The sequence below is a fragment of the Paludibacterium sp. B53371 genome, from assembly GCF_018802765.1.
Taxonomy (GTDB): Bacteria; Pseudomonadota; Gammaproteobacteria; order Burkholderiales; family Chromobacteriaceae; genus Paludibacterium.
This window is the reverse complement of sequence record NZ_CP069163.1, coordinates 2,222,860-2,237,687: the sequence shown is the minus strand read 5'-3', so window position 1 is coordinate 2,237,687 and position 14,828 is coordinate 2,222,860. Positions and strand designations below refer to the sequence as shown.

9 protein-coding genes are annotated in these 14,828 nt (G+C 61.1%); 8 read left to right on the top strand and 1 reads right to left on the bottom strand.

Features of this window, described 5'->3' with window-relative positions; translation table 11 throughout:
• Positions 1-35: 35 nt before the first annotated feature.
• The gene (locus JNO51_RS10715) at positions 36-4,295 is read left to right on the top strand and encodes a M10 family metallopeptidase C-terminal domain-containing protein (RefSeq protein WP_215776891.1); all 4,260 of its coding nucleotides are present in this window, start codon (positions 36-38) and stop codon (positions 4,293-4,295) included.
• 56 nt (positions 4,296-4,351) lie between these two features.
• Here JNO51_RS10715 and JNO51_RS10710 read toward each other — a convergent pair whose 3' ends face one another.
• Positions 4,352-4,867 carry a transglutaminase-like cysteine peptidase gene (locus JNO51_RS10710; protein ID WP_215776890.1) on the bottom strand — a complete coding sequence of 172 codons (516 nt, stop codon included), beginning with the start codon at positions 4,865-4,867 and terminating at the stop codon, positions 4,352-4,354.
• A gap of 257 nt (positions 4,868-5,124) precedes the next feature.
• Here JNO51_RS10710 and JNO51_RS10705 point away from each other — a divergent pair, with 257 nt between their 5' ends.
• From JNO51_RS10705 to argS, 7 genes are all read left to right on the top strand, one after another.
• Positions 5,125-6,486, top strand: coding sequence for a TolC family protein (locus tag JNO51_RS10705; protein WP_215776888.1), 1,362 nt, complete (start codon positions 5,125-5,127; stop codon positions 6,484-6,486).
• A gap of 180 nt (positions 6,487-6,666) precedes the next feature.
• Entirely contained in the window at positions 6,667-8,010 is a 1,344-nt protein-coding gene (gene yegQ, locus JNO51_RS10700) for a tRNA 5-hydroxyuridine modification protein YegQ (protein WP_215776887.1), read from the top strand.
• Between the two features lie 750 nt (positions 8,011-8,760).
• Positions 8,761-9,855 carry a polyamine ABC transporter substrate-binding protein gene (locus JNO51_RS10695; RefSeq protein ID WP_215776886.1) on the top strand — a complete coding sequence of 365 codons (1,095 nt, stop codon included), beginning with the start codon at positions 8,761-8,763 and terminating at the stop codon, positions 9,853-9,855.
• A gap of 65 nt (positions 9,856-9,920) precedes the next feature.
• Entirely contained in the window at positions 9,921-11,060 is a 1,140-nt protein-coding gene (locus JNO51_RS10690; protein ID WP_371822831.1) for an ABC transporter ATP-binding protein, read from the top strand.
• Complete coding sequence (locus JNO51_RS10685) at positions 11,057-11,968, top strand: ABC transporter permease subunit (protein ID WP_215776885.1); 912 nt, start codon at positions 11,057-11,059, stop codon at positions 11,966-11,968. The genes JNO51_RS10690 and JNO51_RS10685 overlap by 4 nt, the downstream gene beginning before the upstream one ends.
• 1 nt (position 11,969) lies before the next feature.
• Positions 11,970-12,815, top strand: a complete 846-nt coding sequence (locus JNO51_RS10680) for an ABC transporter permease subunit (protein WP_215776883.1) — start codon at positions 11,970-11,972, stop codon at positions 12,813-12,815.
• Positions 12,816-13,013: 198 nt separating this feature from the next.
• Positions 13,014-14,732 (top strand): arginine--tRNA ligase, encoded by a 1,719-nt coding sequence (gene argS, locus JNO51_RS10675; protein ID WP_215776882.1) that lies wholly within the window; start codon positions 13,014-13,016, stop codon positions 14,730-14,732.
• The last annotated feature ends 96 nt before the right edge of the window (positions 14,733-14,828 follow it).

The following is a 14,828-nucleotide window of genomic DNA, read 5'->3' as shown; positions in this document are numbered from 1 at the left end:
GCGTTTTCTATCCATTGGAGAAGGAGATCCATGCAATGAGTATGGCCAGCCAGGTGCTGCAGGTCAGTGGAGAGGTATTTGCCGTCAATGCCCAGGGACAGCGTCGCCTGCTGCGTCGCCTTGACCGGCTCCGTGCCGACGAGCGCATAGAGGCGACGCCCGGCGCCCAGCTGCTGCTGCTGCGTGAAGATGGCCAGCGGGTCGCCATCAGCGGAGACAACCCGCAGCAGGTGGCCGCATTGACCGACAGCCCGTCTGTGGCGCCGGAGCCAGCGCCGGTGCGCAAACCTCGCAGTGTGCTGGAAGCTTTGGCGCGCGAGGCCAGACTCAAACAAATGCGCCCCGAGGCCGGCCTGCAGGGCGAAGCGGGCGAGAACCATGGCCACGACTTTGTGCGTGTTGAACGACTGCAGGAGGTGGTGCCTGGCGGTTACGGGCCGCTGGGACGTCCCTCCTGGCAAGACCACCGGGTCAGCGATCCCCCCGGCATCCGGGAGGGCGGGGACGACAACCGCCCGGCGGTGGTCATCGCCAGAACACTCAGCATGCTGGAGACGGATCGTGGCCGTGAGCGCCGCTTTCCCGGGCCGGAAGTGAGCGATCCTGATCCGGGGCAAAACGGGCTGCGGGCGCAGGGCTGGCAGGATTTTGCCGCCGGGCGCTATCAGGTGCAGGTCAGCGGTGACCTGCGCATTGCCCTTGATCCGGCCTGGCGCGAAATGAGCAGCGACGAGGTGGCGGAATTCTGGCTGCCCGTCCGTACCCTGGATGGCACTGCCGCGAGGGTTCCCCTGCAGATCCTTGGCGTCAACGACCCGGCACGCGTGGAGCCCGGGCAGCTTGTCTTTCTGGAAACCGAGAGCGGTCTTGAAAAGTCGACGACCCTGACCGTGATCGATGGCGACCCTGACGAGCAGGGTTTGCAGCCTCAGGCCTTGCTGCCATTCGAAGCCGGGTATTACCGCGTCGAGAGAGATGGCCAGGTGCTGGTGACCTTGACCCCCGGCTTGAAAGCCATGCGTGGTGATGAGACCGAACGGCACCGGCTGGATGTCTTGACGCTGGATGGTCAGCCGGGGTTTGTGGAAGTGGTGATTCACGGCGAAAACCAGCCGGCCGAGATTGTCGCTACTTCGCTGGACATCCGCGAAAGCCAGCGTGGCAGCGTGCTGGTGTTCAAGGGACCGACCGTCACCGACGCCGACCCGGGTGAGAGCGGCCTGCAGGCCGGTGACTGGGTGGAAATGAACTACAGCCGGGCACGGGTGCTGCCCAGCGGCGAGATCGAGGTCGACGTCAGCAAGCTGCCGCCAATGCGGCGCGGTGAGGTGCTCAGTGACGAACTGCCATTGCTCAGCCTGGACGGCACCGCCGCCAGTGTGAACGTGCGCTACCACGGCGAAAACCAGCCGGCCGAGATTGCCGCCACTTCGCTGGACATCCGCGAAAGCCAGCGTGGCAGCGTGTTGGTGTTCAAGGGGCCGACCGTTACCGACGCCGACCCGGGTGAGAGCGGCCTGCAGGCGGGGGACTGGATCGAGCTCAACTACAGCCGGGCGCGGGTCCTGCCCAGCGGCGAGATCGAGGTTGACGTCAGCAAGCTGCCGCCAATGCGGCGCGGTGAGGTGCTCAGTGACGAACTGCCATTGCTCAGCCTGGACGGCACCGCCGCCAGTGTGAACGTGCGCTACCACGGCGAAAACCAGCCGGCCGAGATCGCCGCCACTTCGCTGGACATCCGCGAAAGCCAGCGTGGCAGCGTGCTGGTGTTCAAGGGGCCGACCGTTACCGACGCCGACCCGGGTGAGAGCGGCCTGCAGGCGGGGGACTGGATCGAACTCAACTACAGCCGGGCGCGAGTGTTGCCCAGCGGCGAGATCGAGGTTGACGTCAGCAAGCTGCCGCCGCTGCGGCGCGGTGAGGTGCTCAGTGACGAACTGCCATTGCTCAGCCTGGACGGCAGCCGTGCCTCGATTAACGTGCGCTACCACGGCGAGAACCAGCCGGCCGAGATTGCCGCTACCTCACTCGACATCCGCGAAAGCCAGCGTGGCAGCGTGCTGGTGTTCAAGGGACCGACCGTCACCGACGCCGACCCGGGTGAGAGCGGCCTGCAGGCGGGGGACTGGATCGAACTCAACTACAGCCGGGCGCGGGTCCTGCCCAGCGGCGAGATCGAGGTCGACGTCAGCAAGCTGCCGCCAATGCGTGCCTGGTGGCAATGGACTGACGAGTTGCCGCTTGTCTCGCTGGACGGTACCCCCGCCACACTCACTCTGCGCTATCAAGGAGAGAACACCCCGGCGGCGATGACGCCCTTTACCCTGAATTTTGACCAGAACGACGTCGGACGCCGCCTGCGTTTTCAACCCGCCATCCGCGATGATGATCCCGACGAGGCGCAGGCCCGCGCCATGGGCGAGAAGGCGGTCGGCCCCTTGCGCTACAGCGTGGACGGCGATGGCTGGGTGAGTCTGCGCCTTGCCGAAACGCTGGCGCCAATGGCGAAAGGGCAGGTGTTGCCGTTCACCCTGCCATTGACGACTCAGGACGGGACCGAGGTGTTTTTTCATGTTGATATCCATGGGACGGGCAGTGGGCCGCGCGCCGAGAAAGGAGAGATCCGGATCGAGGCACCGGCAGCGCGCCCCATCGACCTGATGCTGGTGCTGGACATGTCCGGCAGCATGCAGACCTTCGAGCAGTCCGCGGAGGGGGCGGTGGACTACAAGCCGCGACTGCACTGGCTGAAGCAGGCCGTGGCCGATGTCATCGAACGGTATCAACTGATGGGGGCGGTCAGGGTTAATGTGGTGATGTTTGATGGCAATGCCTATGGCGAGTGGTCTGATCGTCTGAGCGATCATCCGGGGACGCGCCCGGGGTGGGTCACTCCGGATCAGCTCAAGGCAGGCTTGCTGGACGGCGGCGTCATGGATCTGAATGTGTTTTACAACCTGGGTACTAACTATGTAGACGCGCTGAACCTGGCTCAACAGTCGTTCGGGCAAGGCTCGGGCCGGGAGGGGGCACACCGCGTAGCGTTCTTCATCTCGGATGGCATTCCGACTTATACGATCGGTCAGCAGGATATCCGCCAGTGGCAACAGTTTTTACAGCAAAAGCAAATCGAGGGACATGTGGTCGGCATCGGTCGCTATCGGGAGGACGAAGGCTATGATCTGGATGGCAAGCATTTTACTCGCCAGCAAATGCTCGACAGTCTGAGCCCCGATGGCAAGTCGTTGCAGGTCTCCACCGGCGAGTGGCTGTCCTCCATCCTTCAGGGGCAAAGCCATGTTTACTCGGCCGGTGGCTCGCTGGGGAAAATGGGCGAGGGAGGGGGGTATGTCAGCCGCGTCAGCCTGGCCGGCAAAGAATGGCTGTTTGATGGTCGGCAGGCGGTGAGCGGGGACATGTCCCTGGCGCATTTCGACCCGGTCAGTCATCTGCTCAGCCTGCGCAGTGACGAGGTCTTGCTCAGCATTGACTTGCTGAGCGGCAGTTATGTCGCCACACAGCGTCTGCAACCTGCCTCCGTACAGACCGTCACGCTGGACTTTACCCTGACCGGCCTGCAGGGCAGCAGCGATTCGGGACAATTACGCATCGTGCTGGCCCCTGACCTTCCCGTGCTTGCCCCGTCCTGGTATGGCGAGGACATCGTGCTCCATGGTCCCCAGACTGCGCCTGTCACCGGAGAGTCCGGGCATTTCATCCGTTTTGCCAATGCCGGTCAGTCGGCGCTGCTCAAGGGGGGCGAGGGCGCCGATACGCTGATGGGCTATGTTCGTGATGATGTGCTGTACGGGCAGGGCGGGGCCGATGTCCTGCTGGGGCTGGAAGGGCATGACCAACTGTATGGCGGCCAGGGCAACGACACCTTGTTCGGGGCCGAGGGCAATGATCAGCTTTGGGGCGGCGACGGGGAGGATGTGCTGGTCGGCGGCAATGGCAATGACGTGCTGACCGGCGGCAGCGGGCGAGACATTTTCAAATGGTATGTGCCGCATCGGGGCCGTACCGAGATGGAGACCGACCGCATCACCGACTTCCGCATGGGAGAAGATCAGCTCGATTTTCGCGGTATTCAGCACTACGTCGATCAAGACAAGCTGCGCTGGCAGTTCAGTGCGCTGGCGCCCGATGCCACCCGGGTCGAGTTGCTGTTCGGCCAGGATGGCCAAACGCTGCGGATTGATGTGCAGGGACTGGCCATGCCTGTGGCCGCGGACAGCAGTGCCATCCTGGCGCGTTATCTTCAGGATGGCACGATGGCGGGGTTGGCTGCCTGAGTCGGATCCTTTCAACGCGCGGCGCGCTGTTATCCCCCTTCTGCGTCCGCGTTTTTTTATTGCTTGGCTGGCTCGGTGACGCCGCGGGCGGGCGTCATGCGAGCCAGCAGGAGGCGCCATTGCGGGAGTTGGCGTGCCGGGTAGCGCTCCTGCCCGATCTGCAGGATCTCGGTATTGAATGACCACTCTGCCTGCAGGTCCGGCCGCATCGAGGCCGGATACAGGCTGCCGACCAGATTGTCCAGGATCAGGGGGTCGGTACCCGGTGTCGGATAGTAGGCCAGCACCATGTGCTGCAGGGTCAGCGGGCTGTCCGGTCCGCCGACCCGTACTCTGGCGAAAGTCAGCCACAGCTTGTCGGTGGCCACGCCGAGCTGGCGCAAGGTGAAGTATTTGAGGATGGCGTAGTCCTCGCAGTCGCCCTGGCCGCGGCGCAGGGTCTCTGCCGGTGTCGACCAGTAGTCCTGCTGCTGCCAGAGGCTGCGGTCATCGGCAAAGCTCAGCATCTGGTTGAGGAGGCTGTTGACATGTGCCACCTGGTCAGCCTCCTCCAGGCTGGACCATTGCGTCATCCACTGACCCCAGGCCTGGGAGAGATCCCGGTGTTTGACCGCTCCTGCCTGGCATGGGGGCAGGAGGGCCAGAAACAGCAAGAGGCTGCGCCATAACCATCGGCCCTGTCCTAAGCCGATTCCCAAGTGAGTGTCGCTCGATTCTGATACCAGCTGTGGCTTCGGGCACAAGCGTTTCATTACCGTCCTTATCGCGTTATGGTTGAAAACGTTTTCACAGTTAGTTGTCAATTGCCGTTCAAACAGGAGGTCCGAGATTGAAAATCTGTCATGCCGCTTCTTCTCTGTGCGTGTTTTCCCTGCTGGTGACGCCGCCGGCCAGCGCCAGCCTGTCGCTGCCGGAGGTGGCCGCCCGTGCAATGGGCAACAGCCCGGAAGTCCGCATCAAGCTGCATCAGTACCTGGGGGCGGAGGCCGATGTCGCGCTGGCTCGCGCCGGATTCTTTCCACAGGCCGAGCTGAGCCATGTCAGCGGCCGGGAGCAGTCGACGGGAGATGGCCCGACACGGATGCAGCGCCAGTCGGAGCGCTGGGCCTGGAGCCTGAACCTCACGCAGAATCTGTTCTCGGGTTTTCAGACCGTCTATTCGCTGCGTCAACAAGATCATGCCAAAACCGCCCGCTATTATCAGTTGCTCGATGTCAGCGAGCAGCAGGCGCTGGAGGCCGTCAGGGCCTATCTGGATGTGATGCGCCAGCGCGAGCTGCTGCAAGCGGCCCGCACCAACCATGACAGCCACCGCCGCATCTACCAGAAAATCCGCAGCAAGGTGCGTCCCGACAGCGGGGTGGCGGTGGCCGCCGGCGTCGACCTGGAGCAGGCCGGCGGGCGTCTGGCGCTGGCGGAAGCCAATTTGTTGACGGTCGAGGCCAATCTGGCCGATGTGTCCGCCCGCTATGCCCGCATTGTCGGCGAGGCGCCGCCGGCGAGGCTGCAGCCCTATCGCGCACCGAAGGCGCCAGAGGATAGGGCGATTCAGCCGGGAGATACCCCGGCGGTTCGTGCCGCCCTGGCGGCAGTACAGGCCGCCAGGCAGCAAGTTCAGGTGCGGCGCGGTGCCTTTTTGCCGCGAGTGGATGCCCGCGCGCGTCAGGAGTGGGGGCGGCTCAATGCCGGGCCGGTCGGGCGCGACCGTTCCCGCGCCATCATCGAACTGAGCACGGTGCTGAATCTGTCGCGGGGGGGCGCGGACAAGGCGCAGCTGCAGCGCGCCGCCGAAGATCTGAATGCGGCGCTGGCCCAGCAGGACAAGTCCTGCCGCGAGGTCAGACAGCAGGTACAGATGGCACAGACCGAGCTCGACAAACTGCAGCGCAAGCTCAGTTTCCTGCGCCAGCACGCGCTGGCCAGCGAGAAAGTGCGCGATGCCTACTGGGATCAGTTCGAGATCAGCAAACGCTCGCTGCTGGACGTGCTGGACAGTGAAAATGAGTTTTTCCGTTCGCGTTCGGCCCTGATCGATGGCGAGACCGATCTGGTCATGTCGCAGCTGCGCCTGCAAGCTGCCGCCGGTCGTCTGCTCGGGGTGCTGGGCATTGCCCCGGCCCGGCCGGCGCCGGAGACCCCTGCCGGTGAGCCGGGAGAGCGCGTCTGCAGCGGGGAGGGGAGCGAAGTCTGATAACCATGGTCAATAAGTGGTTTTAAAACAGGGGTTTAATGTCTGTTTGTACCGGGGTGGCGCTTGACGCCGACTCCCCGGGACGCGCATAATGCGCCGCGCACTGATCGGGCTCCCTCGGGAGCCTGTTGTCATTTGTTGATAAAGCCGAACCGGCTGCCACCCACCGATCGAATGCCGATGAAATCTCCCGAACTGCTTCTGCCTGCGGGCACCCTCGACAAAATGCGTGCTGCGTACGATTACGGCGCCGACGCCGTCTATGCCGGTCAGCCGCGCTATTCGCTGCGTGCACGCAACAACGATTTCAAGCTCGAAGAGCTGCAGCAGGGCATCGAGGAGGCGCACGCCCGTGGCAAGCAATTCTATGTGGCCTCCAACATCCTGCCGCACAACGCCAAGATCCGGACCTATCTGGCCGACATGGCGCCGGTGATCGACATGAAACCCGATGCGCTGATCATGGCCGATCCGGGACTCATCATGATGGTGCGCGAGCGCTGGCCGGAGGTGCCGGTACACCTGTCGGTGCAGGCCAATACGGTCAATTACATGGGGGTGAAGTTCTGGCAGAAGCTGGGACTGTCGCGCATCATCCTGTCGCGCGAACTGTCGCTGGACGAAATCGCCGAAATCCGCCAGGAATGCCCGGACATGGAGATCGAAGTCTTCGTGCATGGCGCCTTGTGCATTGCCTATTCCGGCCGCTGCCTGCTGTCGGGCTATTTCAACCGGCGCGATCCGAATCAGGGCACCTGTACCAATGCCTGCCGCTGGGACTATCAGGTGCACGACACCCGCGAAGATGATGCCGGCGATGTGCAGCGCATCCAGTTCGATTTCCGCCGCGAGCAGGAAGAGGCCGACAAGCAGTTCGCTGCCTGTGGCGGCGCCGAGCGCCACCCGCTGGCCGACAAGACTTACCTGATCGAAGAGTCCAGCCGCCCGGGCGAGCTGATGCCGATCGTCGAAGACGAGCATGGCACCTACATCATGAATTCACGCGATCTGCGCGCGGTCGAGCACATCGAGCGCCTGGTGCAGATCGGTGTCGATTCGCTCAAGATCGAAGGGCGCACCAAGTCGCTGTACTACGTGGCGCGGACTGCCCAGGTCTATCGCCAGGCCATCGACGATGCCGTGGCCGGTCGCCCGTTCAATCCGGCCCTGCTGTCCGAGCTGGAGGGGCTGGCCAATCGTGGTTATACCGATGGCTTCCTGGAGCGCCATCACACCCACGAGTACCAGAACTACCTGACCGGTCATTCGCAGGCTCACCGCAGTCAGTATGTCGGCGAGGTGCTGGAGGTGGATGCGGAGGGTTGGGCGCTGGTGGACGTCAAGAACCGTTTCGCCGTGGGCGACCGCCTGGAAATCATTCACCCGCGGGGTAATCGCGTGTTCGAGCTGAGCACCATGACCCGCGATGGTGCCGACTGCCAGGTCGCGCCCGGCAATGGGGTCAAGGTGCGTATTCCGGATATGGCCGGCATGGACAAGGCGCTGATCGCCCGCTTCCTCTGATGGTTGCCGAGGATCCGAAACGGTGCATGGCCTGCCTGGCATGCACCGTTTTTGTTCATTTCCGTGACCGAGACCGGGCAGGGCGACCAGGGTGTTGCAGGATTTCCACCCTGATCCTGAATCGCAACTAGTGTTGCTGTTGGCATATATCTTGTTTTTTTTCAGCTGAATCACGTATCAGCGAAACACGAAGTACTTCTGATCCCCTCAAGAAAATGCGCCGGGCCAGTGGCTACGGTCGATTTCTCCTGTCGTCGCCTCATTTCGTGGCAGAAATCCCTATGGGTTGTTGCAGCAAAACATCAGTTCCCCTTGTCCGGCGACGAGTGTTTTGTTGCGATGCGGTATGAATTATTGTTGCCTACAGAATAAATTATGATTAAAAAGTAGTGACAAAGACGTCATTTTGTATGGATTCATTAAACACTTGGCCGTGTCTCTGCGCAAAATCGTGATCCGAAATGCGGGATGGAGGGTCAGGGCACATGGTTGAACGATGTGCATGCTGTGGGCGCATCCGGTTTGCCTGCCTCATTTCGGGGCAATGTCTTCGCAATGGTTATTTTTCGTCGCATGGAACGACTCACCGAGCATGTTTTTTGCTTTAATGCTCATGTTGTATGCCGTTAGAGAATAAACGCCATTTGGAATGGCTTGCAGGTACGGCGCCACTGGCGCAAATCAGGGGTCCGGCGTGGTGGCAACCTCGGCGGGACGCAAACTGATGGTGAACCTTAGGAAACCGCAAAAATGATGAAAAGCTCCAGGAAAGTGATGGCCTCTCTGCTGATGCTGCTGCCCTTCGGCGCGGCGCTGGCCGGGGGGACGCTCAACGTCTACAACTGGTCGGACTACATCGCCAAGAGCACCATCCCGGGTTTTGAGAAGCAGACCGGTAACAAGGTCCGTTACGATGTCTATGACAGTGACGATACCCTGCAGGCCAAAATGCTGACCGGGAACTCTGGTTACGATGTGGTCGCACCGACCTCCAACTACATGGCCAAGCAGATCCAGGCCGGCATTTACCAGCCGCTGGACAAGGCCAAGATCCCCAATCTGAAATACCTGGACCCGGCGCTGATGGCGCAAGTCGCCATTGCCGACCCGGGTAATGCCCATGGTGTGCCCTGGGCCTGGGGTACGGATGGTCTGGGCTACAACGTGACCAAGGTGAAAGCCCTGCTCGGCAAGGATGCCCCGCTGGACAGCTGGGACATGCTGTTCAACCCGAAATATGTCTCCAAGCTGAAGAGCTGTGGCGTCTCGGTGCTGGATCAGGCCAATGACGTGTTTGCTGCCGCACTGTTCTATCTGCACAAAGATCCGAACAGCCACAATCCGGCCGATCAGCAGGCGGCCTTCCAGCTGCTGAAGAGCATTCGCCCGTACATCACCCAGTTCAACTCCTCCGGCTATATCAATGATCTGGCTAACGGTGACGTGTGCATGGTGTTCGGCTGGTCCGGCGACGTGAACATTGCCAAGCGTCGTGCCGCCGAGGCCAAGAAGCCGTACCAGATCCAGTACTTCATTCCCAAGGCCGGTGCGCCGGTATGGTTTGACGTGATGGTGATTCCGAAGGATGCGCCGAACGCCGCGCTGGCCAACCAGTGGATCAACTATATCCAGGATCCGAAGGTGAATGCGGCCATCACCAATGAAGTGTTCTATCCGACCGCCAACAAGGAAGCACGCAAGTACGTGAACCCGGCGATTGCCAACGACCCGACCATCTACCCGTCGGCGGCAGTCATCAAGACCCTGTTCCTGCTCAAGCCGGTTCCTCCGGAGGTGCTGCGCCTGCAGAACCGCCTGTGGACACAGCTCAAGACCGGGCACTGAGTCTGAGGGGCCCGGGGGATCTCCCCGGGCTTTTTTGCAAGTAGCGGACGCAAAGTACAAAAATCATGATGAACGAACGCATGAACACCCAGGCCGTGGCAGCGGCAAAGAATGAGCGCCAGGATTTTGTCCAGATCATCGATGTGGTGAAAAACTTCGGCGAGCATGTCGCGCTGAATCAGGTCAGTCTGACCATCAAGAAGAATGAACTGTTTGCCTTGCTGGGCAGCTCGGGCTGCGGCAAGTCAACCTTGCTGCGTATTCTGGCCGGCTTTGAGACGGCGACCTCCGGCAAAATTCTGGTCGATGGGGAAGACCTGAGCCGGATTCCGCCCTACCGTCGCCCGGTGAACATGATGTTCCAGTCCTACGCCCTGTTCCCGCACATGAGTGTGCACGACAATGTGGCGTTCGGCCTCAAGCAGGAAGGCGTACCCAAAAACGAAATCAAGGAGCGTGTGGACGATGCCCTTGATCTGGTGCAGATGAAGAAATACGCCAAGCGCAAGCCGCACCAGTTGTCGGGCGGCCAGCAACAGCGTGTTGCCCTGGCGCGCAGCCTGGTGAAGCGGCCGAAACTGTTGCTGCTGGATGAGCCGATGTCGGCACTGGACAAGAAGATTCGCCAGAAGACCCAGCTGGAGCTGGTCAACATCATCGAGAAAGTCGACGTGACCTGCATCATGGTGACCCACGACCAGGAAGAGGCCATGACCATGGCCACGCGTCTGGCGGTCATGAGTGAAGGGGAAGTGATCCAGGTCGGCACACCGAATCAGGTCTACGAATATCCCAACTGTCGATTCACCGCCGAGTTCATCGGCTCCACCAACCTGTTTGATGGCGTGGTGGTGGAGGACGAGCCGGACCATGTGTTTGTCGAATGCCCGGAGCTGGATACCCGGCTGTATATCAACCATGGCATTACCGGGCCGCTGGGCATGGAAGTCACGGTGTCGATCCGGCCAGAGCGCGTCCGTGTCACGCGAGAAAAGCCGGAGCAGAAGTACAACTATGCCCGCGGCGTGGTGAAGGATCTGGCTTATATGGGGAGCTATACGCTGTACCACGTGCAGCTGGCCAACGGCAAGATCATCCTGGCCAACCTCTCCAGCCTGGTGCTGGCCGGCGGTGATGCGCCCAGTTATGACGACGAAGTCTATGCAAGCTGGGGTGAATCCAGCCAGGTGGTGCTGACATCATGAAAAAACTGCGCAGACTGCTCGCACGTTACGTGCCTTCCGGCCGGACAGGGGTGATCGCGATTCCGTTTGCCTTTCTGTTCCTGTTCTTCTTTGTGCCGTTCATTCTGGTCATCGGCATCAGCTTTTCGCAGCAGCAGATGGGCATTCCGCCTTACACGCCGCTGCACGAGATCAAGGATGGTGTGCTGCACATCACGCTGAATCTCAGTCACTACCAGTTTTTGTGGAGTGATGATCTGTATATCGCCACCTATCTCAGCTCGCTGCGGATGGCGCTGGTCTCGACCTTTCTCTGTCTGCTGATCGGCTATCCGGTGGCGTACTACATTGCCCGCTCGGAACCCTCGACGCGCAATACGCTGATGATGCTGGTGATGCTGCCGTTCTGGACTTCCTTCCTGATCCGGGTCTATGCCTGGGTGGCCATTCTCAAGAATGATGGTTTGCTGAACAATTTCCTCATCTGGCTCGGGCTGATCCATGAGCCCTTGCGGCTCTACCACACCAACTGGGGGGTCTATATCGGCATGGTCTATTCCTACCTGCCGTTCATGATCATGCCGCTCTACGCCCATCTGGTGAAAATGGATCTGTCGTTGCTGGAGGCGGCCTATGACCTCGGCGCCAAGCCCTGGAAAGCCTTCTTCCAGGTCACCTTGCCGCTGTCCAAGAACGGCATCATTGCCGGCAGTCTGCTGGTGTTCATTCCGGCCGTCGGCGAGTACGTGATTCCGGAACTGCTCGGAGGCTCCGATACCCTGATGATCGGTCGTCAGATGTGGAGCGAGTTCTTTGAAAACAATGACTGGCCGGTGGCGGCAGCCGTGACGTGCGCCATGGTGGTCTTGCTGCTGGTGCCGATGGCACTGTTCCAGCATTACCAGACCAAGGAAATGGAGGAGTCCTGAGATGATCAAACCCAACAAGACCCTCTCCAATACCGTGCTGGGTTTCGGCTATCTGTTTCTCTACCTGCCGATCATTCTGCTGGTGATCTATTCGTTCAACGAATCCAAGCTGGTGACGGTTTGGTCGGGTTTTTCCACCAAATGGTATGCCGCCCTGCTGGAGGATGACGAACTGATCTCGGCGGCCTGGCTCAGCATCCGTATCGCCCTGCTGACAGCAACCGCCTCGGTGGTGGTCGGGACCATCGCCGGCTTTGTGCTGGCCCGCTTCGGCCGTTTCCGCCTGTTTACCCTGTTCTCGGCCATGATCAATGCGCCGCTGGTGATGCCGGAGGTGATCATCGGTATTTCCATGCTGCTGTTGTTTGTGCAGATGGGGCAGTTTCTCGGCTGGCCCGCCGGGCGTGGTCTGGTGACGATCTGGATCGGGCACACCACCCTATGCGTGTCCTATGTGGCGATCATCGTGCAGTCTCGGGTGCGGGAACTGGATCTGTCGCTGGAAGAGGCGGCCATGGATCTGGGGGCGACGCCGGGCAAGATCTTCTTTGCCATCACGCTGCCGCTGATCTCGCAGGCGCTGGTATCCGGCTGGTTGCTGTCGTTTACGCTGTCGCTGGATGATCTGGTGCTGACTGCCTTCCTGTCCGGACCGGGGTCGACCACGCTGCCGATGGTGGTGTTCTCGCGTGTACGCCTGGGCCTGAATCCGGAAATGAACGCCCTGGCGACCCTGTTCATTACCTCGGTCACCATCGGGGTGCTGGCGGTCAACTGGTATATGCGTGCCGCCGAGCGCAAACTGGCGAGGGAAATGCGCATGGCGTTTGCCGCCGAATCCGCCTGAACGATTCCCGTACGGGCAGCCCCTGAAGCACGTCCTGCGGGACGTGCTTTCTTATTGCAAGGCAAATCCTTGACGAATGTCCGGTAAAAAACCGGATATCGCGTTGCCGCTGGCGCCGGGGTAGGCTTACAATCAAGACAGCATTTTCGTTCGCAAGCGAAAATCATTTTGGCTTTTGTGTTGATTGGAAAACTATCTATGACGATTCAGCAATTGATCAGCGAGCGGGTTCAGGCTGCGCTGGCCGCCGTGGGCGCCCCGGATGCGCCGGCGACCGTTCAGCCTGCTTCCAAACCGGAGTTCGGCGATTATCAGGCCAATGGCGTGATGGCCGCTGCCAAGCAAATGCGCGTCAATCCGCGCGAACTGGCCCAAAAAGTGGTCGACGCTCTGGACTTGCGACGAATTGCAGATCGCGTCGAAATTGCCGGCCCCGGCTTCATCAACATCCACCTGAGCGCCGAATTCATCGGTGAGCAGGCCGAACGTGCGCTGGCCGATGCCAAGCTGGGTGTGGCCCAGCAGGCACCCCAGACCGTGGTCATCGACTATTCCTCGCCCAATCTGGCCAAGGAAATGCACGTCGGTCACCTGCGTTCCTCGATCATCGGCGACTCGATCACCCGTGTACTGGAGTTCCTCGGTCATCAGGTGATCCGCCAGAACCACGTCGGCGACTGGGGTACCCAGTTCGGCATGCTGACCGCCTATCTGGTGGAAACCGACAACCAGGGCACCGCCTCGGCCGAGTTGCGCGACCTGGAAGAGTTCTACCGCAAAGCCAAGGTTCGTTTCGACGAAAGCGAGGAGTTCGCCAACCGTGCCCGTGACTATGTGGTCAAGCTGCAGGGCGGGGATGAACAGGTGCTGGCGCTGTGGAAGAAATTTGTCGCCGTGTCGCTCGATTACTGTCAGTCGGTTTACGACAAGCTGGGCCTCAAGCTGCAGCCGTCCGACGTGATGGGCGAGTCGGCCTACAACGAGGATCTGCCGCGCGTGGTGGAGGATCTGGAGGCCGCAGGGGTGCTCAAGGAAGACCAGGGCGCCAAGTGTGTGTTCCTGGATGAATTCCAGGATGCCGATGGCAATCCCTATCCCTTCATCGTGCAGAAGAAGGACGGGGCCTATCTGTATGCCACCACCGACCTGGGAGCCATCCGCTATCGTGTGCGCAGTCTGCATGGCAACCGCCTGATCTACGTCGTGGATGCCCGTCAGAGTCTGCACTTCGCCCAGCTGTTCGCGACCAGCCGCAAGGCCGGTTTTGCGCCGGCAGACGTTCGTCTGGAGCACGTGGCCTTCGGCACCATGATGGGGCAGGACGGCAAGCCGTTCAAAACCCGTTCCGGTGGCACCGTCAAGCTGGTGGATCTGCTGGACGAGTCCATCGAGCGTGCCTATACCATGGTGTCGGCCAAGAACCCGGATCTGGCCGAGGACGACAAGCGCCGCATCGCCCATGTGGTGGGCATTGGGGCCGTCAAGTATGCCGACCTGTCGAAGAGCCGCATGAGCGACTACATCTTCAACTGGGAAAGCATGCTGTCGTTCGAGGGCAATACCGCGCCCTACCTGCAGTATGCCTACACCCGTATCCAGAGCGTGTTCCGCAAGGCCGGCGACTGGAACAAGGCTGCCCGCATCCACGTCAGCGAGCCGGCCGAGAAACAGCTGGCCGTGGCCCTGTCGCAGTTCGAGGACGTGCTGGTGACGGTGGCCGAGGGCTGCTACCCGCACCACCTGAGCAGCTACCTGTACCATATCGCCACGCTGTTCTCGCGCTTCTATGAAGCCTGCCCGATCCTCAAGAGCGAGGGCGAAGTGCGCGACAGCCGTCTGCGTCTGGCCGAATGGACGGCGCGAACGCTGTCCACTGGCCTCGGCCTGCTGGGCATCGAGGTGCTGGAAACCATGTAAGCCGTCCGGGTCTGCCCCGGATCTGGCGAGACAAAACGGCAAGCCGTGCCAACGGTTTGCCGTTTTTTTATGCCTGTCCTTGCTTGGGCAATCATG